At 70.2% G+C, this 25,201-nt stretch carries 23 protein-coding genes; 10 read left to right on the top strand and 13 right to left on the bottom strand.

Going from position 1 to position 25,201, the window contains the following annotated elements; genetic code table 11:
* Positions 1-45 precede the first annotated feature (45 nt).
* From OHB13_RS30240 to OHB13_RS30230, 3 genes are all read left to right on the top strand, one after another.
* Positions 46-1,089: a helix-turn-helix domain-containing protein gene (locus OHB13_RS30240; RefSeq protein WP_328380424.1), complete on the top strand. Its 1,044-nt coding sequence runs from the start codon at positions 46-48 to the stop codon at positions 1,087-1,089.
* Positions 1,090-1,229: 140 nt separating this feature from the next.
* Positions 1,230-1,712: a DUF456 domain-containing protein gene (locus OHB13_RS30235; protein WP_328379173.1), complete on the top strand. Its 483-nt coding sequence runs from the start codon at positions 1,230-1,232 to the stop codon at positions 1,710-1,712.
* Positions 1,713-1,845: 133 nt separating this feature from the next.
* Entirely contained in the window at positions 1,846-4,200 is a 2,355-nt protein-coding gene (locus tag OHB13_RS30230; protein ID WP_328379172.1) for a glycosyl hydrolase family 95 catalytic domain-containing protein, read from the top strand.
* A gap of 160 nt (positions 4,201-4,360) precedes the next feature.
* Here the strand turns inward: OHB13_RS30230 and OHB13_RS30225 are convergent, their stop codons facing one another.
* The 4 genes from OHB13_RS30225 to OHB13_RS30210 all read right to left on the bottom strand — a co-directional run bounded on the left by OHB13_RS30225 (position 4,361) and on the right by OHB13_RS30210 (position 7,733).
* Entirely contained in the window at positions 4,361-5,143 is a 783-nt protein-coding gene (locus OHB13_RS30225; RefSeq protein WP_328379171.1) for an ABC transporter permease, read from the bottom strand.
* Positions 5,140-6,159: an ATP-binding cassette domain-containing protein gene (locus OHB13_RS30220; protein WP_328379170.1), complete on the bottom strand. Its 1,020-nt coding sequence runs from the start codon at positions 6,157-6,159 to the stop codon at positions 5,140-5,142. Before OHB13_RS30220 ends, OHB13_RS30225 begins: the two co-directional genes overlap by 4 nt.
* A gap of 81 nt (positions 6,160-6,240) precedes the next feature.
* On the bottom strand, positions 6,241-7,098 hold the full coding sequence (locus OHB13_RS30215) for a DUF4097 family beta strand repeat-containing protein (RefSeq protein WP_328379169.1): 858 nt from the start codon (positions 7,096-7,098) through the stop codon (positions 6,241-6,243).
* A gap of 110 nt (positions 7,099-7,208) precedes the next feature.
* Positions 7,209-7,733, bottom strand: coding sequence for a toxin-antitoxin system HicB family antitoxin (locus OHB13_RS30210; protein WP_266851724.1), 525 nt, complete (start codon positions 7,731-7,733; stop codon positions 7,209-7,211).
* 255 nt (positions 7,734-7,988) lie between these two features.
* On the opposite strand from OHB13_RS30210, the gene OHB13_RS30205 reads away from it, so the two are divergent.
* Positions 7,989-8,354 (top strand): PPOX class F420-dependent oxidoreductase, encoded by a 366-nt coding sequence (locus tag OHB13_RS30205; protein ID WP_266851726.1) that lies wholly within the window; start codon positions 7,989-7,991, stop codon positions 8,352-8,354.
* A gap of 83 nt (positions 8,355-8,437) precedes the next feature.
* On the opposite strand, the gene OHB13_RS30200 is transcribed toward OHB13_RS30205, so the two are convergent.
* Both OHB13_RS30200 and rsgA read right to left on the bottom strand, forming a co-directional pair.
* Positions 8,438-9,769 carry a DNA-3-methyladenine glycosylase 2 family protein gene (locus OHB13_RS30200; protein ID WP_328380423.1) on the bottom strand — a complete coding sequence of 444 codons (1,332 nt, stop codon included), beginning with the start codon at positions 9,767-9,769 and terminating at the stop codon, positions 8,438-8,440.
* Between the two features lie 81 nt (positions 9,770-9,850).
* Entirely contained in the window at positions 9,851-10,969 is a 1,119-nt protein-coding gene (gene rsgA / locus OHB13_RS30195; protein WP_328379168.1) for a ribosome small subunit-dependent GTPase A, read from the bottom strand.
* 460 nt (positions 10,970-11,429) lie between these two features.
* On the opposite strand from rsgA, the gene OHB13_RS30190 reads away from it, so the two are divergent.
* The 3 genes from OHB13_RS30190 to OHB13_RS30180 all read left to right on the top strand — a co-directional run bounded on the left by OHB13_RS30190 (position 11,430) and on the right by OHB13_RS30180 (position 16,006).
* On the top strand, positions 11,430-13,046 hold the full coding sequence (locus OHB13_RS30190) for a N,N-dimethylformamidase beta subunit family domain-containing protein (protein WP_328379167.1): 1,617 nt from the start codon (positions 11,430-11,432) through the stop codon (positions 13,044-13,046).
* Between the two features lie 125 nt (positions 13,047-13,171).
* Entirely contained in the window at positions 13,172-14,389 is a 1,218-nt protein-coding gene (locus OHB13_RS30185) for an alpha/beta hydrolase (protein ID WP_328379166.1), read from the top strand.
* Between the two features lie 87 nt (positions 14,390-14,476).
* Complete coding sequence (locus OHB13_RS30180) at positions 14,477-16,006, top strand: hypothetical protein (RefSeq protein ID WP_328379165.1); 1,530 nt, start codon at positions 14,477-14,479, stop codon at positions 16,004-16,006.
* Between the two features lie 29 nt (positions 16,007-16,035).
* On the opposite strand, the gene OHB13_RS30175 is transcribed toward OHB13_RS30180, so the two are convergent.
* The 4 genes from OHB13_RS30175 to OHB13_RS30160 all read right to left on the bottom strand — a co-directional run bounded on the left by OHB13_RS30175 (position 16,036) and on the right by OHB13_RS30160 (position 19,615).
* Positions 16,036-16,242 (bottom strand): hypothetical protein, encoded by a 207-nt coding sequence (locus OHB13_RS30175; protein ID WP_328379164.1) that lies wholly within the window; start codon positions 16,240-16,242, stop codon positions 16,036-16,038.
* Entirely contained in the window at positions 16,239-17,033 is a 795-nt protein-coding gene (locus OHB13_RS30170) for a COG4280 domain-containing protein (RefSeq protein ID WP_328379163.1), read from the bottom strand. Before OHB13_RS30170 ends, OHB13_RS30175 begins: the two co-directional genes overlap by 4 nt.
* Positions 17,034-17,039: 6 nt before the next feature.
* A complete protein-coding gene (locus OHB13_RS30165) occupies positions 17,040-18,389 on the bottom strand; it encodes a hypothetical protein (RefSeq protein WP_328379162.1) in 1,350 nt (449 codons plus the stop codon).
* A 458-nt stretch (positions 18,390-18,847) separates the two neighbouring features.
* The gene (locus tag OHB13_RS30160; protein WP_328379161.1) at positions 18,848-19,615 is read right to left on the bottom strand and encodes a TetR/AcrR family transcriptional regulator; all 768 of its coding nucleotides are present in this window, start codon (positions 19,613-19,615) and stop codon (positions 18,848-18,850) included.
* 146 nt (positions 19,616-19,761) lie between these two features.
* On the opposite strand from OHB13_RS30160, the gene OHB13_RS30155 reads away from it, so the two are divergent.
* Complete coding sequence (locus tag OHB13_RS30155) at positions 19,762-20,067, top strand: DUF7677 family protein (protein ID WP_328374641.1); 306 nt, start codon at positions 19,762-19,764, stop codon at positions 20,065-20,067.
* Between the two features lie 25 nt (positions 20,068-20,092).
* On the opposite strand, the gene OHB13_RS30150 is transcribed toward OHB13_RS30155, so the two are convergent.
* A complete protein-coding gene (locus OHB13_RS30150; protein WP_328380422.1) occupies positions 20,093-20,920 on the bottom strand; it encodes an IS5 family transposase in 828 nt (275 codons plus the stop codon).
* Positions 20,921-21,057: 137 nt separating this feature from the next.
* Here OHB13_RS30150 and OHB13_RS30145 point away from each other — a divergent pair, with 137 nt between their 5' ends.
* Positions 21,058-22,629, top strand: coding sequence for a carboxylesterase/lipase family protein (locus OHB13_RS30145; protein WP_328379160.1), 1,572 nt, complete (start codon positions 21,058-21,060; stop codon positions 22,627-22,629).
* Positions 22,630-22,764: 135 nt separating this feature from the next.
* Here OHB13_RS30145 and OHB13_RS30140 read toward each other — a convergent pair whose 3' ends face one another.
* Positions 22,765-23,100, bottom strand: coding sequence for a hypothetical protein (locus OHB13_RS30140; RefSeq protein WP_266851743.1), 336 nt, complete (start codon positions 23,098-23,100; stop codon positions 22,765-22,767).
* A 206-nt stretch (positions 23,101-23,306) separates the two neighbouring features.
* On the opposite strand from OHB13_RS30140, the gene OHB13_RS30135 reads away from it, so the two are divergent.
* A complete protein-coding gene (locus OHB13_RS30135; protein ID WP_266851745.1) occupies positions 23,307-24,107 on the top strand; it encodes an SAM-dependent methyltransferase in 801 nt (266 codons plus the stop codon).
* Positions 24,108-24,343: 236 nt separating this feature from the next.
* On the opposite strand, the gene OHB13_RS30130 is transcribed toward OHB13_RS30135, so the two are convergent.
* Positions 24,344-25,123 carry a FadR/GntR family transcriptional regulator gene (locus OHB13_RS30130; protein ID WP_328379159.1) on the bottom strand — a complete coding sequence of 260 codons (780 nt, stop codon included), beginning with the start codon at positions 25,121-25,123 and terminating at the stop codon, positions 24,344-24,346.
* Positions 25,124-25,201: the final 78 nt, after the last annotated feature.

The following is a 25,201-nucleotide window of genomic DNA, read 5'->3' as shown; positions in this document are numbered from 1 at the left end:
CGGAAACCCGCCGTGACTCAAAACCGCCAGCGGATCGAGGTTCCCTTGCTCGGTGTCATAGGTCTGGACGACCTCCAGGAGTCGGCGTACCGCTCACTCGTCGCGCTGGGCGCGGCCGATGTGGCCGATCTCGCGCACCGGCTCCAGCTCTCCGAGACCGACACGGAACGCGCCCTTCGCCGCCTCGAACGGCACGGACTGGCCGCGCAGTCGTCCGCCAGGACCGGCAGGTGGGTGGCCGCGCCGCCGGGTGTCGCGCTGGGAGCCCTGCTCACCCAGCACCGCCATGAGCTGGAACAGGCCGAGCTGGCAGCCGCGTTGCTGGTCGAGGAGTTCAGGGCGGAGGCCAGGGAGCCGGCGGTACTCGACCTGGTGGAGGTGGTCACCGGGGCGAACGCGGTGTCCCAGCGTTTCCTGCAGTTGCAGCTGGGCGCGGCCGACGAGGTCTGCGCGCTGGTGACCGGCGGCAGTCCGATCGCGGTGTCCGGCGGTGACAACGATGCCGAGGAGCGGGCGGCGAGCCGCGGGGTCTCGTACCGGGTCGTGCTGGAGCGAGTGGTCCTGGAGGAGCCGGGCGGGACAGCCGCGCTGGCCGAGGCGCTCGGCCGCGAGGAGCAGGTGCGCGTCGTCGACCGGGTGCCGACGAAGCTGGTGATCGCGGACCGGAGCCTGGCGATGGTGCCGCTGACCGGCCGGGGCGCGCAGCCTTCCGCGCTGGTCGTCCACGAGAGCGGGCTCCTGGAATCACTGCGGGGACTGTTCGAAGCAGTGTGGCGGGAAGCGCTGCCCCTGCGGCTGGGTCCCGGTGGAGAGGTCGCCGAGGACGGTGAGCCCGGTCCCGATGCCACGGATCTGCAGATCCTCTCGCTGCTGCTCGCCGGGATGACCGACGCGAGCGTCGCCAAACAGCTGGAGCTGGGGCTGCGGACGGTGCAGCGGCGGGTAAAAGGCCTGATGGAACTGACGGGGGTCACCACCCGGCTGCAGCTGGGCTGGCACGCGTACGAAAAGGGCTGGGTCGCCAGGACCCCCGACCGGAACACGCCGGGCCGGAAAGCGCCGGTCGGCTCCGCCGACGGGAGCGGCTGACCGGGCCGGGTGGGTCGCACCCCGCGCACCTGCCGGTCGCCCGCGCCGGATCCGTCCGGCCCGCTTCCGCTGTACGGCGCCGCCGGCTGGCGGCCCGGCGCCGCGCTGCGGGAGCCGGTCGCTTCCGGCACGCTTGGCAGATGAGTCTGTGGCAGCTCGTCGCGGTGGGCCTGGTGATGCTGCTCGGCCTGGTGGGGGTCCTGGTTCCCGGTGTGCCGGGGCCGGCGATCGTCTGGGCCGCCGCCGCGTGGTGGGCACTGACCGACACCACCGGCCTGGCCTGGGGCGTCCTCGCCGGTGCCACGGCTCTGCTGCTGCTCAACCAGGCGCTCCGTCCGCTGCTGCCCACGCGCCGTCCGCGCGAGTCCGGGGCGCCGCGCAAGACGGTGTACATCGGCGGGGCCGCGGGCATCGTGGGCTTCTTCATCGTGCCCGTGCTCGGCGGTATCGCCGGTTTCATCGGAGGGATCTACGGGGCGGAGCGGGTGCGGCTCGGCAGCCACCGGGCCGGCCGGGCGTCCACCCGTACGGTCATGCGGGCCATCGGGACAGCGATTCTCGTCGAACTGCTCGCCTGCCTCACCGTCATCGGCACCTGGCTCGGCGCCGTCATCTGGGGCTAGCACCTTTCCGCCCCGACGGACAGCAATACATGGGATCTCTCCCGACTCATTGACGCACCTCAGTGCCGTGTCTACCTTTCTACGGTGGATAGCTCGGATGAATTCATGGTGTTACGAGCCGCCGGGAGGCGTCATGGCCGCTGTACCTGAACCACCGAAACGACGAACCGTTCTCGCCACAGGCACCGCCATCGGCGGCGCCCTGCTCACCGGGGGCCTGGCCGCCGTACCCGCACAGGCCGCCCCGCGCGACGCCGCCACTGCCACGCCCCGGATCACGCCGACGGCCGTCCAGTCATCGGACGACAGCTGGAAGGCGATTCTCGACGACGCCGACCTCGTCTGGCAGAAGATGCCGAAGACCTGGTACGAAGGCCCGTACCTCGGCAACGGCTACCTCGGTTCGGGCATCTACGCCGAGCCCGGCCGGAACGCGGTCCGCTTCAACGTCCAGCACTCCGAGGTCACGGACCACCGCCCCGAGTTCGGCTCGCTCTTCGGTCTCGCCCGGCTGCCCATCGGCTACTTCACGCTGGAACCGGCCGGCACCATCACCGGCATCGACTGGCGGCTGGGCCTGCGCGACGCCGAGCTGACCGGCACGCTGACCACCGACCGCGGCACCCTCACCCTGCGTGCCCTGGTCCACAACTCGCTCTCCGTACTGGCCGTCGAGATCACTCCGAGCAGCGGCGAGAAGGACTTCCGCTGGGTCTTCCACCCCGCCGAGTCGATCAGCCCGCGTGCCGCGTCGAAGCCGCTCCCCGACGGCTACACGGCCAATCCGCCCGCGGTGACCGAGGAGCACAGCGGGGTGACGACCGCCGTGCAGCCGCTCCTCGCGGGCGGCCAGCACGTGACCGCGTGGCAGGAACGCGCCCACGGCACACGGCGCACGCTGTACGTCACCGTGGCGCACTCCCATCCGAAGAACACCGCACTCGACCGGGCCGTACGGCTGATACGCGGTGTGGCGCCGGTCCCCTTCGACGTACACGCGCTGACCCACCGCGCCTGGTGGCACGGCTACTACCGCAAGAGCTTCCTCTCCGTACCCGACGCCCGTATCCAGCGCTTCTACTGGATCCAGCTCTACAAGGTCGCGTCCGCCGCCCGTGCCGACGCGCCCGTCATGGCGACGTCGGGCCCCTGGCTGGAGCCGACGCCCTGGCCCAACACCTGGTGGAATCTCAACGTCCAGCTGGAGTACTGGCTGATCCACGGCTCGAACCATCTGGAACTCGACGCGGTGACGCGGGCGTTGGGCGAGTTCCGGGAGAACCTGTCGAACCAGCTGGCGGCGCCGTACCGCAAGGACTCGGCGGGCATCCCGCGCACCACCGACCCCCAGCTGGTCAACGGGGCGGCCGTCGCCAACGGCGGTTACGGCGTGGGCATCCCCGGCGAGGACCCGCCGACGCCCGAGGTCGGCAACCTCACCTGGGCACTGCACAACGTCTGGCTGAGCTACCGCCACACCATGGACGAGCGGATCCTGCGCGACACGCTCTTCCCGCTGCTGCGCAAGGCCGTCAACTACTACCTGCACTTCCTGACCCCGGGCAAGGACGGCAAGCTGCATCTGCCGGCCACCTTCTCGCCGGAGTACGGCGTCGACGCCCCGGACACCAACTACGACCTGATGCTGCTGCGCTGGGGCTGCCGCACCCTGGTCGAGTCGGCCGACACCCTGCGCATCAAGGACCCGCTGAAGGAACGCTGGCAGGAGGTGCTGGCCAAACTGACGCCGTACCCGGTCGACGAGAACGGCTTCATGATCGGTGCGGGTGTCCCCTTCGCGATGTCCCACCGCCACTACTCGCATCTCCTCGCGGTCTACCCGCTCTACGAGCTGACCGGCCGCACCCCGGACGAACGGGCGCTGATCGAGAAGTCGCTGGCCCACTGGGTCGGCTTCGAAGGGGCCCTCCAGGGCTACACGTTCACCGGTGCCACGTCGATGTCCGCGCTGCTCGGCAAGGGCGAGGACGCGCTGAAGTACCTGGGCGAGCTGATGGCCCGCTTCATCCAGGCGAACACCATGTACAAGGAGTCGGGTCCGGTCATCGAGACGCCGCTGTCCGCGGCGCAGTCGCTGCACGACATGCTCTGCCAGTCGTGGGGCGGTGTGATCAGGGTCTTCCCGGCGGTCCCGGCGGCCTGGCGCGACCTCGTACTCCACGACTTCCGTACGCAGGGGGCGTTCCTGCTCAGTGCGGTACGGGAGAAGGGGGTGAACCGCTGGGTCAGGGTGACCAGTGAGGCAGGCGCACCATGTGCCGTGCGCCATGGGATCACGGGACCCGTCGACGTACGCGACGGCCACGGGCACGCGCTGCGCTACGAGGACGCGGGCGATGGCACCGTCGTCATCACGCTCCGCAGGGGCGAGTCGGCGCTCATCACCGCGGCGGGCGACCGCCCGGATCTGACGGTGCGGCCGGTCACACCGAACGAACAGGCCGCCCGCTGGGGCCTGCCCGCCTGAAACAGCGGGAGGCCACCGCGACGGGTACGGCCTGCTGTCCGTACTCAGGCCCTGAGCGCGGACAGACCCGGAGCCCGTACAGACCCCGAGTACGGACGCGAGGGCGGGCCGCTCACTCCCTGCCGGTGAGTGAGCGGCCCGCCCTCGCGCGGCCGGATGCTCAGCGCTTGGTGCTGCTGTTGAAGAGCGACCGCGCCCAGACGTAGCCGACCAGGGCGATACCGGCGCACCAGGCGAGCGAGATCCAGCCGTCGTTGCCGATCTCCGAGCCGGAGAGCAGGCCTCGCAGCGTCTCGGTCATCGGCGTGAAGGGCTGGTACTCGGCGAACCAGCGCAAGCCCGGCGACATCGACCCGGCCGGCACGAACGCCGAGCCGAGGAACGGCAGGAACTGGACGAGCAACGGCTTGTTGCTCGCCGACTCGACGGTCTTGGAGATCAGACCGAGCGCCGTGGACAGCCAGGTCACCGCGAAGGCGATGGCCGCGAGGAGGCCGGCCGCGGCCAGCCACTCCAGCGGGGTCGCCCCGGACCGGAAGCCGACGGCGAGCGCGACACCGACGACCAGCACGGCGCTCAGCATCGTCTGGACGACGCTGCCGATGACATGCCCCGTCATGAACGACGAGCGCGTGATGTTCATGGTGCGGAAGCGGTTGATGATGCCCTCGGTCATGTCGGTGCAGACCGCGATCGAGGTCGACATCGAGCCGGCGGCCACCCCCATGATGATGATGCCGGGCGTCAGATAGTTCAGATACGCGTCCCGGCCGCCGCCGATGCCGGCGCCGATCGAGTCGCCGAAGGCGTACACGAACAGCAGCAGCATCAGGATCGGCGTCATGGCGCTGCCGAGCCCCACGGACGGATAGCGGATCGCGTGCTTCACGTTCCGCCGCAGCATCGTCATCGAGTCGTGCACGGCGTAGGTGAGGGTGCTCATCGCGCGGTCTCCTTCACATGGGCCTCGTTCACGTGGGTCTCCTTCACATGGAGCGCGGTGTTGGTGCTGCCGCCGCCGGTCAGCGCGAGGAACACGTCGTCGAGGTCCGGGGTGTGCACGGAGAAGCCGGTGGCACGGATACCGGCTGTGTCGAGCCGGTCGAACAGGGCGCGCAGCGCATCGAGGCCGCCGTCGCCCGCGACGCGCAGGGCGAGCTGGTCGTCGTCCCGGGCCGCGCCGGGGAAGGCGGCGGCTGCGCGCTCGTACTCGTCGGGGCCGCTGAACCGCAGGCGTACATGACTGCCGGGGATCTGTGCCTTGAGCTCGTCGGCCGTCCCCTCGGCGACGATCCGCCCGCGGTCGAGCACCGCGATCCGGTCCGCCAACTGGTCGGCCTCCTCCAGGTACTGGGTGGTGAGGAAGACGGTGACGCCGCCGGCGACCAGCGATCGCACGGTTTCCCACATGGTGCGGCGGCTGCGCGGGTCAAGACCGGTCGTCGGTTCGTCGAGGAAGATCACCTGGGGGTCGCCGACCAGCGTCATGGCGAGGTCGAGCCGGCGCCGCATCCCTCCGGAGAAGAACGCGGCGCGCTTGTGCGCGACGTCGGCGATCTCGAACCGCTCCAGCAACTCCCCCGCCCGCTTGCGTCCTTCGCGCTTGCCGAGGCGCAGCAGGTCGGCCATGAGAAGCAGATTCTCCTCGGCGGTGAGCAGGTCGTCGAGTGCGGCGAACTGCCCGGTGACGCCGATCGCCGCGCGCACACCGTCCGGCGACGTGACGACGTCGTGGCCGGCGACCTGGGCCCGGCCGCTGTCGGCGGAGATGAGCGTGGACAGGATCTGCACGGTGGTGGTCTTGCCGGCGCCGTTCGGCCCGAGCAGCGCGAACACGGTGCCGGGCGGGATCCGCAGATCGATGCCGTCGAGGACGGTCTTGTCGCCGTACGACTTGCACAGATCGGTGGCGAAGACGGCGGCGGCCGGCTGCTGACCTCCCCGCCTGAGCGTGGGCATGACAACAGAATGCATGGGGTCCTCCCCTTCGAAGGCGTGCTGAACGGTGAAGTGGCCGTGATCCTCAGGAGATCGGACGGGTCAGGCCCGGGCGCGGCGGATGTCGATGTTGCCGTAGCTCGTACGGGCCCTGACCTCGACGGTGTCCTCGGTCTTGTCCGGGCTGTCGGACGCCCCGAGCGCGTTGTGCACCTTGCCGAAACCCGAGCCGGCGTCGACCCAGGCGGCCGTGCCCTCACGGATGCCGATCTCGATGGCACCGTGGGAGGTCTCCAACTTGACGGTGCCGCAGGAGACATCGCCGACGCGCACGGCGCCGTTGGCCGTGGCCGCGGTGACCGAGGTCCGGGCGCGCTCGATGGAGATGTCGCCGTTGGAGCCGTTGACCCGCAGTTCGCCCATCGCGTCACCGACGGTCGTGGAGCCGTGCGAGTTCTTCAGGACGGCGGCGCCTTCGATGGTGCCGATGCGCATGCTGCCGGAGCTGGTGGCCATCTCCGCGGGGCCCTCGACGCGGTCCACGGTGATACTGCCGTGGGACGCCGCCACATGCAGCGGCCCGGTGGTGTCGAAGCGGACGTCGCCCGACGAGGTCTTCACACGGACCTCGCCGAGCCGGCCCTCGCCGTACACCTGGGCCCAGGCGCCGGTCATGTCCACCCGCGAGCCCGTGGGCAGTTCGACCGTCACGTCGACGCTGCCGGTGCGCCCGATGATGTAGCGCTGCTTGGGCGTCCTGATGGTCAGCAGACCGCTCGCGTACCGCACTTCGGTCTGCTCGGCGACCCGTACGTCCTGGTTCCTCTTCGGATCACGGGGCTGCACATCGACGACGGTGTCGACACGGTCGGTCGCGATGAACCGGATGGATCCGGCGTCCACCTGGGCGGTGGCCGAGATCGGTTCGGGGGTGGCGAAAGGAGCGTCGAAAGTAGGCATGGCTGTCCCGTCCTCTTGGGTCTTCATGGCGTCCCCGCTGGTGGGACGTGGTGTGGGTCTGAAGTGGGTTGGGTTTGAAGTGGTGTGGCTCTGCGGTGGTTTGGGCGGGGCTAGCGCACCCAGCCCGTGAAGCTCTGTCCGGTACTCCGGGTGGTGCGGGTCTTCTCCGTCGTACGCGACGGGGCGCCGCCGTCGACCGCGGCCGACACGGCTCGTACCAGCCACGCGTTGACCGACAGACCCTCGCGGCTCGCGGCCTCCTCGGCCCGCGCCTTGAGGTGGGCGGGCAGGCGCAGATTGACACGGGCGGTGCCGCCGTCGTCGCCGTCGGCGGGTGCCGGGGCCTTGAGCAGCTCGGCGGGCCCGCTCCTGTCCTCGTACGCCTCGCCGCCCGCCGGCCGCGTCACCACGAAGTCGGGGTCGAGCCCGCGCAGTCGTACGTCGACCGACCCGGGGGCGAGTTCACGAGTGATCTCGTCCATCGCGGCGGAGAGCACATTGAGCATCGCCAGTCGGGTCGCCGACTCCAGGGGAGCGGTGAGCCGCTCGGCCAGCTCGCGGGCTTCCTCGCCGCCGGCTTCGGCGGCCACCGCGAGTTCGCGGCGGAGTGTGTCGACATACGGCGTGAGGTCCATGACGTCATAGTGGCACCACTATGGCGCCATACGCAAGGCCGTAAGCGGGGCAACTGTCGGCCGGGGCTAGTCGAACACCCCTGACCTGCGGAAACGCACTGGCATCAATCCGAGTCAATGCGATGCCACGTGACGCCTCGCCTCCTGTGGCGCATCCAGTGGCACCGCATGGCGCCACGTGACACCACGTGGCACCACCAGCACCCGGGCCGCGCCACCCATGCGGTGGCGGGGTCCGCGCGCGATGCTTGGCGCATGAGTGAATTCACCGATGCCGAACGCGCGTATCTCGCCACCCAGCGCCTGGGAAGGCTGGCCACCGTCGACCCCAGGGGGCAGCCGCAGGCGAACCCGGTCGGCTTCTTTCCGCAGGAGGACGGGACGATCCTGATCGGCGGGTACGCCCTCGGCACCACCAAGAAGTGGCGGAATCTGCAGGCCAACCCGAAGGTCGCGCTGGTCGTGGACGACATCGTGAGTGTGCAGCCGTGGTCGGTGCGCGGGGTGGACATCAGAGGTGAGGCCGAGCTGCTGACCGGGCCGCACGAGCTGGGCCCGCACTTCAGCGACGAGCTGATCCGCATCCGCCCCACGAAGATCCACAGCTGGGGCCTGGAGTGACCCGGTAGGCACTCCCCCGGCGCACCGCCACCCTGCCGCCCGCGGCCGGCCAGATGCTCACGTGCTCATGGCTGACCGGGTGCTCACGGCTGATCGAGCCAGATGTGCCGCAGGGCGTACGAGCGCCAGGGCCGCCAGATCTCCGCGCCCGGCTCACCGGCGAGCGCCACATCGGGGTCGCCGAGCGCCCGCATCCGGATCAGTGCCGCCGCCCGCGGGGTCATGCCGGGCAGCGCGAGAAGCGCCTGTTCGGCTTCGTCGCGGTCGGCCCCCGGGTCGAGACGTACGCCGGACACGGCGCCCAGCGACGGCTCGTCGGCCAAGAGTTCGGCCGGTGCGGGGAAGAGGTGGGTGAGGCCGCCGCAGGGCTGGTCGAGTGCTGTGCCGTAGCGCTCGACCAGCCACTGCGACTTCTCCCGCCCGGCCAGCGCCCGTACCGCGAACTCCTCGGGCTCCGCGGCACCGGGCGAGCGCAGCCCCGGGCGGCGCGCGACGAGCGGTGCGAGGCGCGGGTCGGCGGAGAGCCGTTCGTCGATGGCGTACGGATCGGCGTCCAGGTCGAAGAGCCGGCGCAGGCGCTGCACGGCGGTGGTCAGGTCCCGCAGATCGGTGAGGTGGATCCGCGCGTCCAGCCAGCGCCCGGCCGACCGCTCGCTGACAGCGGCGATGCCCGAGCCGTACGGCAGCCGCAGGGTGCGCCGGTAGGTGCGGGAGCCGGACGTGCCGAGCACCTCCTCGATCCGCGGGATCGTCTCCCGTGCCAGCAGGTCGAAGGCCTCCCGTGCCGCGTAGGGGCCGCGGTGGGCGAGGCGCAGCGGGATACCGGCAGCCGTCCCGGCGGCGGCCCCCGGCACGACGGTGGCGGCCTCGGCCCGCAGCTCGCTCGGCGTGCGGGCGTAGATCTTCCGGATGGTGTCGTTGAACTGCCGCACGCTCGCGAAACCGGACGCGAACGCGATCTCCGTGACCGGCAGTCCGGTGGTCTGGAGCAGGACGCGCGCGGTGTGCGAGCGCTGTGCGCGGGCCAGCGCCACCGGACCCGCGCCGACCTCGGCGGTCAGCTGCCGCTGGACCTGCCGGGTGCTGTACCCGAGCCGTACCGCGAGGCCCGGCACACCCTCGCGGTCGACCACCCCGTCCCCGATCATGCGCATGGCGCGGCCGACGACGTCGGCGCGGATGTTCCAGGCGGCGGAACCGGGCACGGCGTCCGGCCGGCAGCGGCGGCAGGCGCGGAATCCGCTGCCCTGGGCCGCCGCCGCCGTCGGGTAGAAACGGACGTTCCGGCGTTTGGGGGTCACCGCCGGGCAGCTGGGCCGGCAGTAGATCCCGGTGGTGCGCACCGCGAAGAAGAACTCCCCGTCGAAGCGCGCGTCGCGGCTGCTCACCGCCTCGTACCTGGTCTCTTCATCCATCACGAGACCAGTGTGCCCCGGTCTCCGGGCCCCGGCTGGCGGAAAACGGACAGCGCACCCGGGGCCGGGGACCCGGCTGGTTCAGGGTTTGCGGACCTTGCCGCGCTTGGCCTCCATGTTGGCCCGGCCCTCCGCACCCTTCAGCTTCCAGTCGCGCCGGATCTCGGCGCGCATCCGGGCGTCGGTCCGCGCCAGGATGCGCTGGTTCTCCCGGAGCAGCTTGCGGTAGCTCTCCAGGCGGCGGACCGGCAGCGAGCCGTCGTCCATGGCCGCGAGGACCGCGCACCCCGGCTCCGACTCATGGGCGCAGTCGTGGAAACGGCACCCATCGGCGAGCGCGTCGATCTCGGAGAAGACCTGGCTGACCCCGCTCGACGCGTCCCAGAGTCCGACACCGCGCAGTCCCGGGGTGTCGATCAGGACGCCGCCGCCGGGCAGGACGAGCAGATTGCGGGTGGTGGTGGTGTGCCGGCCCTTGCCGTCCGCATCCCGGGTGGCCTGCACCTCCATCACGTCGGCGCCGATCAGGGCGTTGGCCAGGGTCGACTTGCCCGCGCCGGAGGCTCCGAGCAGCACGCTCGTCCCCCCGGCGACCACGGCGGCCAGGACGTCCACGCCGTCGCCGGTGGCGGAGCTGACGGGCAGCACCTGTACGCCGGGTGCGGTGGTCTCGACGTCGTCGACGAGATACGAGAGCCCGGTGGGGTCCGGTACCAGGTCGGCCTTGGTGAGGACGACCAGCGGCGTGGCGCCCGACTCCCACGCCAGGGCGAGGAACCGCTCGATCCGGCCGAGGTCGAGCTCGACGGCGAGCGACACGGCGATGATCGCGTGGTCGACGTTGGCGGCGAGGATCTGGCCCTCGGACCGCTCGGACGACGTCGAGCGCACGAAAGCGGTCCGGCGCGGCAGCAGCGCCCGCGCGAACTGCGGGTCGCCCGCCGGATCGACGGCGGCCCAGTCACCGGTGCACACGACCTTCATGGGGTCGCGCGGTACGACGAACTCGGTGTCGGCGCGGACGGGTCCGGCCGTGGTGATGACATCGCACCGCCCGCGGTCGACGCGTACGACACGACCGGGCAGGAGGCCCTGCTCGGCGTACGGAGCGAACTCGGCCTCCCAGTCCGCGTCCCAGCCGTAAGCGGCGAGCGGGTGCGCGGAAGCGGAGGAAGCCTGGGAGAAAGAAGAGAAAGACAAGGGGTGACCCTTCACAAGGGTGGCCCCGGCACCGCGCTCACTGGCGCGGAGAAAGAATGATCAGAGAGGGATCAGCCGGAGGCCACAGAGGTGGAGTGGATGAGCTTCCGGGTGCGGACAGCACCCAACATGACGACAGCCATCGGTCACACCTCCTGCCTTGCGTCAGCCAATACCGGCAGCAGCAGGCCGCCGGAGGAACACCGCAAACCTTAGACACAGGCCCGACCGCGCGCCAGCTCTTTTCTCCCGCCGAACCCCGCCGAACCCCGTCACGCGGCCAGACGCGCGCGAGCCTGCTCTGCCGCGGTGGTTTTCGCCGCTCCCCGTGCGTTCATCGAGCCGGACCACTACCCCCGCGAACGGACGTCCTGCGCTCGTGGGGCATCCCCTGCCGGTTCATGATGATTCCGACGCACGCACACCTGCACCGGGCAGGGCGGACTGGTGAGAGGTTCGGATGGGCGAGGACACGGAGCGCGAGGGCCGCCGTCGGGGCCGCGCACCGGACGGTGCCGGAGCGGGCCTGGACCGCCGGCACTTCCTCGGGACGGCCGCCGCAGTGGGTGCCACCGGCCTCACGGCGGGCCTGCTGGCCGGATGCGACGCGTCGCCGGACGTCAGCACCGGCGCCCTGCCCCACCCCGACGCGTCGGCCGGTGGGGTGAAGGCCGCCGCCGCGGCGGAACGGGCCAGGCCCGGCAGCCCCGACTGGCGGATCCGCTCACAGGGCCCGCCCGAGGCAGTCGAGGGCTACACCGACAAGGTGAGCGTGCTGCCCGGCGAGGAGTTCGGGCTGCACGTCTCCACCACCGCCCCCGGCTTCCGGGTCTCGGCCTACCGGGTCGGCTGGTACGACGGAGCACAGGCCCGGCTGGTCTGGCGGTCGGGCCGGGTCGCCGGAGCGCACCAGCAGCAGTCCCGGATGATCTCCAGCACCCGCAGCATTCGGGCGGACTGGCAGCGCACCCTCGGCGTCCGGACCGAAGGCTGGCCGGCCGGTGCGTATCTGCTCAGACTCGACGCGGAGAACGGGCACCAGCGATACGTACCGCTGATCGTCCGCTCGGCGAGCGCCTCGGGCGCGACCCTGCTGATGCACGCACCGACGACCTGGCAGGCGTACAACGCCTGGGGCGGGTACAGCCTTTACCGGGGGCAGGACGGCGCGTACATCACGCGTTCGCTGGCCGTCGGCTTCGACCGGCCGTACGACAGGAACGGGGCCGAGAAGTTCATGGTCTACGAGCGGGCCGCGGTCGTCCTCGCGGAGCGGCTCGGCATCCCGCTCGCCTACACCACCGGACTGGACATCCACCTCACCCCGTCGGTGCTCCACGGGGCCACCTCGGCCGTCTCACTCGGCCACGACGAGTACTGGACCCCGGAACAGCGTCAACACGTCACCCGCGCACGCGACACGGGCACCAATCTGGTCTTCCTGGGCGCCAACACCTGTTTCCGCCGGGTCAGGCTCGAACACGGACCGTCCGGCGCCGGCCGCACCGTGGTCTGTTACAAGTCCGCCTACCCCGACGACCCGCACTTCGCGGACCACCACGGCCTGCCGACCCACGACTTCCGCCAACCGCCCGCCGCGGACCCGGAGTCCACACTGACCGGCGTCCTGTACGAGGGGTTTCCCACGGACGCGCCCTATGTCGTCCACAGCGCGGATCACTGGCTCTTCGAGGGGACCGGGGTGAAGCGGGGCGACTCGTTCAAACACCTGGTGGGTGTGGAGTACGACCGGGTCACCCCCGGCGCGCCCACCCCGGCGCCCCTGGAGATCCTGGCCCACTCCCCGCTGGTCTGCGACGGCCGGAAAAGCCACTCGGACTCCGCGTACTACACCGTCCCGAGTGGGGCCGGCGTCTTCTCCACCGGGACGATGCGGTGGGTCGAGGGGCTGATGGCCGGGACCCGGGACAGCTGCCGTGATCACGGGATGGACGCCCGGACAAGGGCCTTCGTCACCCGCACCACCGAGAACGCACTCCGGGGCTTCGCCGCCGGCCCAGCGGCGAAAGCCCGGGCCGCGCCGAAGGACAACGTACGGAGTGTGTACGCGAGTTGACCGACCAGCCCGGCCACCGCCTGCCACCGGGTCCAGCCGCGCAGGCCCATGGCCTCCGCCCGCCTGCGTAAATCCATGGCAAAACGGGCAACCGACAGGCTCTCATGCTGCTCTTGCCTGCCGTGATGAGCCTGACCGGAACTCCCTTCTTCGTGACCGCGGTCCTGATGGCCGCCCTCGCCGTTACGGTGCCGCTGTTTCTCTGGCACAAGGTCGACGGACCCGTCGTGGTGCGCGGCGCCGTGCGGTTCGGCATGGTGCTCCTCGCGCAGGCGGCGGCGGTAGTCGCCGTATTCGTCGCCGTCAACAACGCCAACGGGCTCTACGACAATTGGGGTGACCTGCTCGGCACCGCCAGCCACGTCGGCGCGGCCCCCGACCTCGGCGTCGACGGGACCGGCGGGCGGGGCGTCTCCGGAGGGCCGCGGGTCAAGCAGACGTTTGTGCCGGTCGACGACTCCGGAATGGGGCCGGGCGTACGGGTCACGCATCTGACGGGCCGGGTGTCCGGGGCGGACGGTGAGGTGTACGTCTGGCTGCCGCCGCAGTACTCCGACCCTGCGTTCAAGGCCAAGGACTTCCCCGTCGTGGAGATACTCCCCGGCTACCCGGGCTCGGCCAAGGACTGGTTCTCCAACCTCGATGTGAACCGCCAGCTCCGGCCGCTGATGGCGAAGGGCGAGGTCAAGCCCTTCATCCTGGTGGCGCCACGCACCTCGCTGCTGGGCGGGGAGGACACCGGCTGCGCCAATGTGCCGGGCGTCGTCGACGCCGACACCTGGCTCAGCGTGGACGTACGCAAGATGGTCAGCGACAACTTCCGGGCCGAGACCGGGGCCCGCGGATGGGGCGTCGCCGGGATCTCGGCGGGCGCCCACTGTGCCGCCAAGCTCGCCATCGAGCACCCCGACCGCTACCGCGCCGGGGTCGCACTCTCCGGCTACAACGACCCGGCCGCCGAATCCGACTCGATCACGGCGAACGACCCGGTGCTGCGCCGCGAGACCAACCCGCTGTGGATACTCACCCACGCCAAGCACCCGCCACGCACCTCGCTCTTCCTCACCGGGCAGCACGGCGACGGCTACGAGGACGGGCTCGCGCTCCGCAAGGCCGCGAAGGCGCCCACCAAGGTATGGGTGCAGCGGACCTACGGCGGCCATCTGAACGTGGTGTGGAAGCCGCTGCTTCCCGAGGTCTTCCGCTGGCTGTCCGGCCGGCTGAGCGGCGTCCAGGACGTCCGGGGCGGGCTGCATGCGCACGGCGGGAGCGGCGGCGCCGCTGCGCTCCAGGCCCCCGGCAGCCAGAGGCCGCCGCTCCGGCACGAGAGTCGCCACCCCTGACTCCGCTCCAGGCAGGCCGCGTTGACCCTTTCGGCCGGATTCAGCACCTTCACCGGATTCCCGGCCGGCGGCTTGTAGGGTACCTGGATGAATGACGCTTATGCGGACAAATTGGGCAGCGGAATTCCGAGTGACCTCTCTTCCCCCGCCTCGTACCGTGTGGGCGTCGGATGGCTCGTAGCAGTTGCGGTGGCCTTCACGTCGTTGCAGTTCGCCTTCGTACTGCCGCACTTGGGGCTCGGCTGGGACGAGGCCGTGTACGTGAGCCAGGTGAGCTCCCACGCCCCGGCGGCCTTCTTCAGCGCTCCGCGCGCCCGCGGCATCTCGTACCTGGTGGCCCCCGTAGCTGCGCTGACCTCGTCGACCGTGGTGCTGCGCTGCTACCTCGCGGTGCTGTCCGGTGCCGGCCTGCTGGGTGCACTGTGGGTATGGCGGCGATTTCAGCCCGCGCCCCGGCTGGCCCTGGCGGGCGTGCTGTTCGCAGGGTTGTGGGTCACCCAGTTCTACGGGCCGCAGGCGATGCCCAATCTGTGGGTCGCGCTCGGCTCGCTGTCCTGTGCCGGATTCTTCCTGAGGGCGGTGGTCAGCCGTGGCGCCGGGCGGACGGACCGCCGGGCGCTGTCCGGCGCCGCGCTCTGCCTCGCCGCCGTGGTCCTGCTGCGCCCTCCCGACGGTTTCTGGCTCGCCCTCCCCCTTGTCGGCGCTGCGTTCCTGGTTCGCGAGTGGCGTCACTGGGCCGTGTTCGCCGCGATCGCCTCCGGGCTGGTGGCGGGCGGTGCGGAATGGGTGGCGGAGTCGTACCTGCGCTACGGAGGGGTGGTGTCCCGGCTGCAGACCTCCGGCCACGTCGAGGGTGGCTTCAGCTGGCATCTGGCCTTCGCCGACCAGTTGCGGGCGCTGAGCGGCCGCACGCTGTGCCGGCCGTGCAACGTGCCGTGGTCGGACAAGGCGGATTCACTGTGGTGGTTCGCTCTGCCTGTCCTCGCCGCCGGCGGGGTGGCCGTCGCCCGAAAGGGCCGCCGCCTGCCGTCCGTGCTGCTGCCCGCACTGTGCGGGGTGTCGATGGCAGTGCCCTATCTGTTGCTGGTCAACTATGCGGCGCCGCGCTTCCTGCTGCCGACGTATGCGTTGCTGGCGCTTCCGGTCGCCGACTGCCTGTGGTGGCTGGCCGCGGGCGCGGGCCGGCCGAAGCTCCGTCCGGTCGCCACAGGCTTGGTGACCTTGGTCCTCGCCGCCCACCTCGCCGTTCAGTACGCCGTGCTGGCCCACACCGTCAACCGCAACGTGACGGCCCACGCCGACTACGGGCGGGTCGCTGCCGACCTGCTCGGTCTCGGCCTCAGCCGGCCCTGTCTGGTGACCGGAACCAACGCCATCCCGATCGCCTACTACGCGGGCTGCGCCTCCGGCGCGACCTCGGGCAACAACGCCAACATCACCGTCCGGGGCATCACCGACACGGCTGGGCAGCGGCCGACTGCTGTCCTCGTCCCGGCAGGTCAACAGCCGCCGGCGTACGCCCGGACGTGGACCGGCCACCGGCTGTCGGACGTACAGCAACTCGGCCCCTACACGGCATACGTGGCGCCGCGCCCCGCACGTCCGGGATCTCGCTGACGGCCGACTGCCCGGCGAAGGAGAGTGGCTCAGCGGCGGGTGCTGTGTGCGGCCCGGTGCAGTGAGAGGCCGAGGACGGTGACCGCGGTGATCGGCAGAAGCCACCAGGCGTTGATGCCGATGTGGACCAGTCCCGCGGTCGCGGCGAGCGCGAGTGCGACGCCGACGGCGATGCGCCAGTCGTCCCCGACGACGAAGTCGTACCAGAACAGCGCGAAGGTACGGAGGCGGTTCACGGAGCGTCTCCTTCCGGGCCGGTGGGATCCCCGTCACCCTGGTTGTCGGGCGGCCCCGTCGTCGGGGTGGCGGTGCGGCGCAGCCATACGACCGCTGCGGCGGCCAGCACTGCAATCGTGGGGACGAGGATGAGCAGGGCCGCGTCCGAGCCGGGCCAGGTGGCCCCGGCACCCTCGGCGGCCCAGAAGGTACCGAAGGCGGTCAGCATGGTGCCGACCGCGAACTTCATGGCGTTCTCCGGCACGCGGGCCAACGGTGTGCGCACCGCGATGCCCACACCGGCCACCGCAAGTACCGCGCAGCCGGCGGCGAGTACCGCAAGCGGCAGGTTGCGCTGGTTGTTGCCGAAGGTGACGACGATGAACGCGACCTCCAGTCCTTCGAGGAAAACACCTTTGAACGCCAGGGTGAAGGCGTACCAGTCGCGAACCCTCCCCCTCCGGGATGCGGATGCGCCCCGTGCACCGGCTGCTTCCCGCTCGTAGATGGCGTGTTCGTCGTGCAGGGCCTTCAGCCCGGCGGCGCGCAGCACGGCCTTGCGCAGCCACTGCAGGCCGAACACCAGCAGCAGCGCGCCCACGACCAGACGGAGCGCGCCGAGTGGGATGGCCCCTACCGCGGGGCCCAGGGCTGCCACCACGACGGCCAGGGCCGCCAGGGCGGCGACGCTTCCCTGCAGGGTCGAGGCCCACTGCCGGGTTGTACCGACGGCGAGAACCACCGTCAGGGCTTCGACCGCTTCGACCGCGCAGGCCAGAAACACCGTCAGGAACAGTGCCAAGCCGTTCATCCGTGGTCACCATTTCGTGCCATGGCCACCGCCGTTGTGGCCCAGGGCGAGGATGGTGGTCGTCAGGACCAACCAGCGGTCCGGCGGGCCGCCGCGGGGAAGCAGCGCCGCAGTGCTCCAGACTATCGCCGTGTACCAGGGCATCGAATACGGAGCCACCAGGACCCACGCGAATGCCAGCGCGAAGGGCGCTGAGACGGTCAGTGGGGTTTCCGGGGGGATCCTGCGGTGGATCAGCAGGGTGAGGGCGAGCATCAGAACGGGCCAGGCGACGCTGATGACGGTGCTCGTCGCACCTCGGCCGACAGTTGCCTGGCCCAACTGCTGAATGGGCGCCCAGAGCGTGGGGGCGGAGACCATGTGCGAGGCCGCGGAGAGTGGTACGAGCGCGTGCAGCCCGTAGAAGCCGTATCCGGAGAGCAGGACGAGCAGGCAGACGGATGTCTGCCGGGTGGCTCGGCCCCAGGCGCGTTCGCGCAGCAGGGGCCAGAGCAGCGCCAGTCCCAGCAGGGCTGCGCTGATCTTGATGCTGCAGGCCAGGCCGACGAGCAGGCCGATGAGCAGGTCACCGCGCAGCCGGGGGGCCTGGCCGGCCACGGCGATGGCGCCGACCGCGAGTGCGGCGACGAGGGTATCCAGGTGCCCGCCCGCGACCAGTTCCACGATCAGCACGGGATTGGCGACCCAGATCAAGCCGGCCCGGACCGGATCGGGAGCCATGCGGAGCAGAACGTATCCAGCAGTGAGGAACACGGCACCGTTGGCGAGCATGAACAGCCAGATGGTCAACCATGGCCTGTGTCCACCGATTTGGGCCGCCGTGGTCTGCAACCAGGTCGCGGCCGGCCCGTACACCGAAGGGCTGTTCAGCCAGGCGTTGCCGACCCAGTGTGCGTAGGTCCCGCCGAGTTGTGCGGGTGTGGTCGTGTAGGGATCGCCGCCGAGGGCGGAGATCCGGCCGTATGCGGCGTAACTGGCCGTGTCGGAGGAGCCGACCGGCGTCAGATTGACGACGACCGCCACGGCCAGAGCGCCGAGGCCGAACAGCTTTCGTGGACTGGGGCTCCAGCCGCGGCGGTGAGCCCCGAGCATGCCCATCGTTCCGAGGGACGACAGGGTGATGGAAGCGAAGGTGGCCAGGGTGGCGGCGAGGTCCGGCATGAGGGCCTGCGGCGGAATCGGCAGAGGCAACCTGAGTGTGTTGTTGTTGGGCGCACCGGCGCCTACGAGAATCAGCAGGACCATGCCGGTCACCGACATCGTCACGGCAACCCCCGGCCGGGTGAACGGCCGGAACCAGTGACGGTGGGGTGAGACCGCCTTCGCCTCGGACTCGATGTCGTGTGCAGCCGGCAACCTCTTCGCATCCGCGGCTTCACTCTGCCTCGGACGGACCGTCATTCTCATCGAACGGCTGCTCCGCGTCCCTCCCTGAGTCCGGGAGGTGGCCGGTGCTTGCTCGTCGGTCGTCACGCTCGTTCTCTCACTCATGTACGTCTAAGGCATCAAGGGCGGGGCATTCTGGCGGCCTTCGGCGCCGGGCGGAGCGTCGCCGGCTCCTTGGCTCTGCCACCTGACCTGTCGCCCTCCATGATCCGGACAGCCCGGTTACCCCCGCGATGCAAGCTACTACACGCATGTAGACGGCAGGGGGCCGCGACGCAGTGCCCCCCCTCCCCCGGCGGGCCGGCCGGCCTGTCCGAACGGTCCGCCCGCCAGGACTGCCGGCGGGTCAACAGGTTGGTCAGGGGTTGCCTGGGCGCGTGGCCGTGCCGACTGCCGGAGGGCCGATTTCCCGCTTGTTGAGCCACAGTTCAGCGCGCCTTCGTTCGTCGGGCGATCAGGACCTCGATTCCGTCCAGGATCCGGGTCAGGCCGAAGTCCACCTCGTCGTCGCCGATGGCATCGTCGTATTCGTTGTGCGTCATCATGGACGCCAGAATGGGATAGCCGTGCTCATGCAGGAGCGGTTGCAGGAACCGTGTCACCGCGGCCGACTGAACCGGCGCCGCACTGCTGTCGCGCACGTCGCGGCGGGCACTGGCGATGCGCCGCGCGTAGCCGTCAAGCAGCAGCGCACACCCCAGCGATTCGGCAGAGCTCAGCCCGGCGCCGGTAAGCGCTTCCAGCAGCACTTCTGTCCAGCGCAGCAGATTCGGGGTCGCGGGCGCCCCCCGGATGGGCAGGTCGGGCAGCCATGGATGAGTGTCGCATCGCTCGATCATGGCCCTGGTCCACCTGGCGGCCGCGGCTCGCCACTGGTCCGTGCCGGTTTCCAGGTCCGGCGCCGGGCCCCACGCGGCCTCGGCGGCGAGCACCAGCAGTTCGTCCCGCGAACTGACGTACCGGTAGACCGCGTTGGCGGTGAGCCCCACCCGCCTGGCGATGTTCGGCATGGACAGGGCCGCGAAGCCTTCCGCGTCGGCCAGCCCGACAGCCGCTTCGACGATTCCCTCAACGCTCTGCGAGGGTTTCCGGCCCAGTCGCCCCGTCTTGGCGGTCAGCCCCCACGCCAGAGCGAGGCCAGGTGGCAGCCGCTCATCGTCACTTGCCGGCATCGGGCTCGTCTCCTTCTCGTCCACGGGTCATTGACTTTGTGGGTGCCTCGCACTTTATATTAGTGTGGACCCCACACGAACTCTTTGAGGATGTGAACGCCGGTGAATCCCCTAGGCAGTGTCTTCAAAGATCTTGCCAAGATGGCGCGGTAGCTGAGCATGATGCCTTGGTGGAACATCTTTCTGTCGACGTGCGCGCTTCGCTCCGGCTCTTCGCTTTCTACTTGGCGAACGGCACCCTCGACCTGGACCTGCTCGAAGGGTTTGACTATCGCTCGACCGTTTTTCACTCCGGCTCCTCGTTGGAACAGGTCTTCGCGATCTATAGCAATGTGCTGCAAATCGACACCGACGGCATGGTGCTGAACGACGGAGACGCGCAGTACCGGGTCGCGCAGTGGGTCCGAGTGTGCTGCGACCCGAGCTATCGGGTCGAGCCGCCCTTCGATGCCTGGGAGACGGAGCTCCATCTCTGATGACCCGGCGTTCACCGTCAGAACATCACGCCCACATCAGGAGCGACGCGAGAGTGACGGCTGCATGGAAGGACTCCGCGGTCTTGTCGTAGCGAGTGGCGATGCCGCGCCACTGCTTCAGCCGATTGAAGCAGCGTTCCACCACGTTTCGCTGCTTGTAGCGCTGCTTGTCGAAGGCCGGTGGGCGCCCGCCGCGACTGCCGCGCCGGAGCCGGTTTTGGACCTGGTCGGCCCGCTCGGGGATGGTGTGACCGATGCTGCGTCGTCGCAGCCAGGTGCGGATGGCCCGGGAACTGTAGCCCTTGTCGCCCAGCACGTGGGAGGGTCGTACTCGGGGCCGCCCCGGGCCGATGCGAGGCACTCGTATCGCTTCAATCACCGCAGTGAACTGGGTGCAGTCATTGGTGTTGCCGCCCGTGAGCGTGAAAGCGAGCGGACGGCCGGCACCGTCGCAGGCCAGATGGATTTTGCTGGTCAGGCCACCTCGGGAACGTCCGAGTGCGGGGCTGCGGAGCCCCTTTCGTGCCCCGGCGGCGTGCTGGTGGGCGCGGACGACGGTGGAGTCGACCGACACGAGCCAGTCGACGTCCCCGTCCGCGTCCGCCCCGGCCTGGGCGGCCTGCAGCATTCGCTCGAACGTTCCGTCCAGAGCCCACCGCCGGAACCGGGTGTGCAGTGTGGCCCACGGACCGTACCGGTCGGGCACATCCCGCCAGGCCACCCCCGTCCGGAACTTCCACACGATCCCGTTGAGCACCATGCGATCGTCCAGCCGCTTCCTACCCCGCAGCGGCCTGGGCAGCAGGGGCCGGACGAACTCCCACTCGGCATCCGACAGTTCATGGCGACGTATCACGACACCATGATCCACCAGCGGTGATCATTTGAAGACACTGCCTAGGTCGGAATCTGTTACCGGGGCATCGCAGGTCGCAGGTCACAGCGCGGCCGCGCCTACGGACCCTGCTGGCCGCTCTGCTCTGCGGCGCCATGATCAGCGGCGCAGCCGGACCCTCGCAGGCAGCACAGCACGCCGAAGGTGGCCAAGGCGGTCCTGCCACCGTGGTCAGGACGGACGCCGGCTCGGTCGAAGGCCGCCTCGGCACGGACACCCGGATGTTCCAGGGAATCCCTTACGCCGCCCCGCCGGTCGGGCAGCTGCGCTGGGCGTCGCCCCAGCGGGCCGCGTCCTGGTCGGGCGTACGGACCGCGACCGCACCCGGCCACCGGTGTGCACAGGCAGCAGGGCTCATCGACCAGCAGAGCACCAGTGAGGACTGCCTCTATCTGAACGTCACCACGCCTGTGCGCAGCAGCGCGCGCAAACTGCCGGTGATGGCGTGGATCCACGGCAACGGCTACATCAACGGCGCCGGGAGCCTTTACGACGCACAGCGCCTGGCCGGCATGGGCAAGGTGATCGTGGTCAGCTTCAACTACCGGCTCGGTATCTTCGGATTCCTCGACCATCCCGCGCTCGACCACGGTCCGGCCAAGCACCTGTCGGGCAACTTCGGCCTGGAGGACCAGCAGGCCGCGTTGCGGTGGGTGAGGCGCAACGCGGCGGCATTCGGCGGCGACCCGGCGAACGTCACACTCTTCGGCGAGTCGGCCGGCGGCACCAGCGTCTGCGCGCATCTCGTGGCACCGGGGTCAGCGGGCCTGTTCCAGAAGGCGATCCTGCAGAGCGCCCAGTGCACGGGACGCAAATGGTCACCGGGTCCGCCGACCTGGTTCCCGCTGCCGCGCGCGGAGCGCGAGCGGCACGGGCTTGACGTAGCGGCCAAGCTCGGCTGCTCCGACCCCCGGACAGCAGCGGCCTGCCTACGCGCCGAATCCGTGGAGGAACTCCTCAAGTGGTCTGACTACGGACTCGGGTCCGGACCGGCGGTCGGCGCCGGCATACTGCCCGTGAGCCCCGAACAGGGGTTCGCCACCGGCCACTTCAACCGGGTCCCCATCATCCAGGGAACCACCCGGGACGAACATCGCCTGTTCACCGCGGCCATCGAGGCCGCGACCGGCCGGACGACGACCGGCGCCGGCTACCGGCAACAGATCCGGACACTCTTCGCCCCGAGCGACGCGGCCCGCGTCCTGGCCCGCTACCCCGCCGACCGTTTCAAGTCCCCTGGCGAGGCGCTGTCCGCCGTCATCACCGACTGGGCCTGGGGGTGCACGGTCCTCGACCGGGACCGGACCCTGGACCGGCACGTGCCGACCTACGCCTACGAGTTCGCCGACGAGAAAGCTCCCTGGTTCAGCACCCTCAAGAAACCCAACTTCCCCACCGGGGCGTTCCACGGCAGCGAGCTGGAGTATCTCTTCGACGACGAGCAGCTCCCCGGCCCGGCCACACCCGCTCAGCACCAACTCGCGGACACGATGGTGCGCTACTGGGCCCAGTTCGCCCACACGGGCGACCCGAACGGCCACGGCGCGGCGCCCTGGCCCCGGTTCGGAACCGGCCAGCACGTCCAGTCGCTGCAACCGGGGAAGACGGAACCGGCCGATCTCACCCAGGAACACCAGTGTGGCTTCTGGAAGACCATCGGCAGCTGACGGCTGCCACGGCGCCTGCCCTGGCTGGGCTCGCGGCCCGCCGGTCTGCGGCAGCTCCTTCTTCGCCCTCGGACCGGAAATGGACGACCGGTCGACGGTCCGCCCACACGGAAGCAGGCGCCATCACGTGCCGGATCACTCCGGATGATCGAGTGCTGCCTTCTGCAGTTGCACCGCCGCCAGCAGGCTCAATTTCGGCTCCGCCTGGCGCAGCGCCTTCACCGCCGCGACCGAGTCGATGTCTCCGGTGAAGCCGACGGCTGCCAGCCGGGAGCGGACCCAGCGGGCACGCAGCCGGCCCTCGGTGGCTGCGGCGGTGGACTCCACGATTGCGGCGGCCCGTTCCAGACCCGGGCGCTCCTCGGGCGATGCCTCGGCCAACGCCTGACGCAGGGTCGCCGCGACCACGTCCGCGTCCCGGATGACCGGCACGAAGTTGTGCTTTCCGCTCAGTCCTGCAATGACTGCCATGGGATCACCGTGACGGCCGTGCTCCTCGTATGGCAAGGGACTTGAGGTTTTCCAGAGGATCAGCCCGAACCACGCCTCGCGCTCGACATCACCGCGATCGCCTGCCGCGTAGGGAGCCCACCGGCCGGCGTCGCCTCGCTGTTCGGGTACTGGTTCGGCCCTGTACCGTCTGAGATCACTTTCGGCAGCGAGAAACGGAGCGGCCTGTGCGCAGTGCGCGCGATCGGATCGACACTTCAACGGCTCACTCCGCCCGGGTGTACGACTACATCCTCGGCGGCAAGGACCACTACCTCGTCGATGTCGAGGCGGGCGACGCCATGTGTCAGCACTGGCCCGCGCTGCCGGTGCACATGGGAGAGAACCGGCGGTTCATGCACCGCGCCGGACGTTACCTTGCTCAGGAACGGGGCATCCGGCAGTTCCTCGACATCGGGACCGGCCTCCCCACCGCACCGAACCTGCACGAGGTGGTGCAGGAGGTGGCACCGGAAACGCACGTGGTCTACGTCGACAACGACCCCATCGTGCTCGCCCACGCCCGTGCTCTCCTGCAGGGCTCATCCGAAGGCGCGACGGCCTACGTCGACGCCGACATGCACGATCCGGACGCCATTCTGGACAGCCCGGAGTTCCATGAGCTGCTCGATCTGGACAAGCCGGTGGGCCTGATGATCATCGGGATCCTCCACTTCATCCAGTCGCCGGAGGACCGGCGCCTGGTGCAGCGGCTGCTCGACCCGCTGCCGTCGGGCAGCTACCTGGCGATGACGATCGGCACCGCCGACTTCGCGCCCGAGGAGGTCGGGCGGGTGGCCGACGAGTACGCCCAGCAGGGCATGCCCATGGTGCTGCGCGACCTGGCTACCGCCACCTCGTTCTTCGACGGCATGGAACTGGTGGGGCCCGGCGTCACCCAGGTCCACAAGTGGCGGCCCGGGCCCGAACAGGACGGCATCGACGACGCGGCCATCGCCATGTACGGAGCGGTGGCCCGCAAGCTCTGAGGCGGTGGCGGACTGCGCTGCGGGCCCGCCCACCGCGTTCCGCCGACAGTCCTCCCTCGTATCCCATGGTTGAAGTCCCCCGGGGCGACCGGCAGTTGTAGGTACCCGGGGTGATGGGCTCCGGTGTGGAAGCTGTTGGTCGCGCCGGACGAATTCCCCGTGTTAATTCCGTATCTCCGCGAAGGACTGACTGGAGGAGACGGCTTGACGGCCGGCGACACGGTGGCCCGTGTGGTTCAGGCGTGGGGATCGTCGCCGGGCACGACGCGGCGCCAGATCTCCTGCTGGAATTGCTGAGCGGTCATGTCGATGTGCTCGGCCATCAGTGCTTCGGCCCGAGCGGTTTCTCCGGCGGCGATGGCCACGGCGATGGCCTCGTGCTGTTCGGCGGCCACGCGCAGGGATCCACCCGCGATACCGGCCAGCCCTATGGTCGTGACCTGGCGCTGCAGGCGCCGCATCGCGTCGACGGTCGAGGCGAAGAACATGTTCGAGGCGGCGGCCGCGATGCCGGTGTGGAAGGCCTCGTCGGCGAGCGTGAAGGCGTCGATGTCGCCCTGTTGTGCCGCCTGAGTGGACTGCTGCGCGGCTTCGCGCACCGTCTTGACCTGCGCGGGGGTGGCGCGCTGCGAGGCCAGGTTCGCGGTGGTGGTCTCCAAGTGGCGGCGGAACTCGAAGAGTTCGTCCACCTGCCGCAGGTCCGCGGGCAGAAAGTTGGCGAGCGACTGCTGCCAGGAGGACTGCTCCGGCTCGGACACATAGATGCCACGGCCCTTTTGCACGGACAGTCGCCCCAGGGCGGAGAGGATCTTCACCGCCTCCCGCACCACGGTCCGGCTCATTTCGACTTCTTCGGCCAGGTCCTTCTCGGTGGGCAGCCGGTCACCGGGCTGCAGCCCCTCCCGGACGATGTACTCAAGGACGCGCTCGGCCGCGACCTCGTACCCGGGTCGGTAGCCGCCCCCCGTGCCCGTCGGCACAGGCGCGGGCGCGGCGATCCTCTCTGAGTGGATCAACAGCTCTCCTCGCTTCCCTCTTCGAGACCCCCGGTCCGGCAGACCCCAGCCCCGACGCCGGCCAGATGTTTCCAATAC

Source organism: Streptomyces sp. NBC_00440, assembly GCF_036014215.1.
Lineage (GTDB): Bacteria > Actinomycetota > Actinomycetes > Streptomycetales > Streptomycetaceae > Streptomyces.
This window is presented reverse-complemented; position numbering and strand designations above follow the sequence as displayed.

Bases quoted from the DNA above. Each gene is read 5' to 3' on its own strand.
- OHB13_RS30230 (WP_328379172.1), top strand. From the start codon at position 1,846: ATGGCCGCTGTACCTGAACCACCGAAACGACGAACCGTTCTCGCCACA.
- OHB13_RS30140 (WP_266851743.1), bottom strand. From the start codon at position 23,100: ATGGCAGTCATTGCAGGACTGAGCGGAAAGCACAACTTCGTGCCGGTC.
- OHB13_RS30185 (WP_328379166.1), top strand. From the start codon at position 13,172: ATGAGCCTGACCGGAACTCCCTTCTTCGTGACCGCGGTCCTGATGGCC.
- OHB13_RS30170 (WP_328379163.1), bottom strand. From the start codon at position 17,033: ATGAACGGCTTGGCACTGTTCCTGACGGTGTTTCTGGCCTGCGCGGTC.
- OHB13_RS30235 (WP_328379173.1), top strand. From the start codon at position 1,230: ATGAGTCTGTGGCAGCTCGTCGCGGTGGGCCTGGTGATGCTGCTCGGC.
- OHB13_RS30210 (WP_266851724.1), bottom strand. From the start codon at position 7,733: ATGGACCTCACGCCGTATGTCGACACACTCCGCCGCGAACTCGCGGTG.
- OHB13_RS30220 (WP_328379170.1), bottom strand. From the start codon at position 6,159: ATGCCCACGCTCAGGCGGGGAGGTCAGCAGCCGGCCGCCGCCGTCTTC.
- OHB13_RS30205 (WP_266851726.1), top strand. From the start codon at position 7,989: ATGAGTGAATTCACCGATGCCGAACGCGCGTATCTCGCCACCCAGCGC.
- OHB13_RS30180 (WP_328379165.1), top strand. From the start codon at position 14,477: ATGAATGACGCTTATGCGGACAAATTGGGCAGCGGAATTCCGAGTGAC.
- OHB13_RS30215 (WP_328379169.1), bottom strand. From the start codon at position 7,098: ATGCCTACTTTCGACGCTCCTTTCGCCACCCCCGAACCGATCTCGGCC.
- OHB13_RS30145 (WP_328379160.1), top strand. From the start codon at position 21,058: ATGATCAGCGGCGCAGCCGGACCCTCGCAGGCAGCACAGCACGCCGAA.
- OHB13_RS30225 (WP_328379171.1), bottom strand. From the start codon at position 5,143: ATGAGCACCCTCACCTACGCCGTGCACGACTCGATGACGATGCTGCGG.
- OHB13_RS30190 (WP_328379167.1), top strand. From the start codon at position 11,430: ATGGGCGAGGACACGGAGCGCGAGGGCCGCCGTCGGGGCCGCGCACCG.
- OHB13_RS30200 (WP_328380423.1), bottom strand. From the start codon at position 9,769: ATGGATGAAGAGACCAGGTACGAGGCGGTGAGCAGCCGCGACGCGCGC.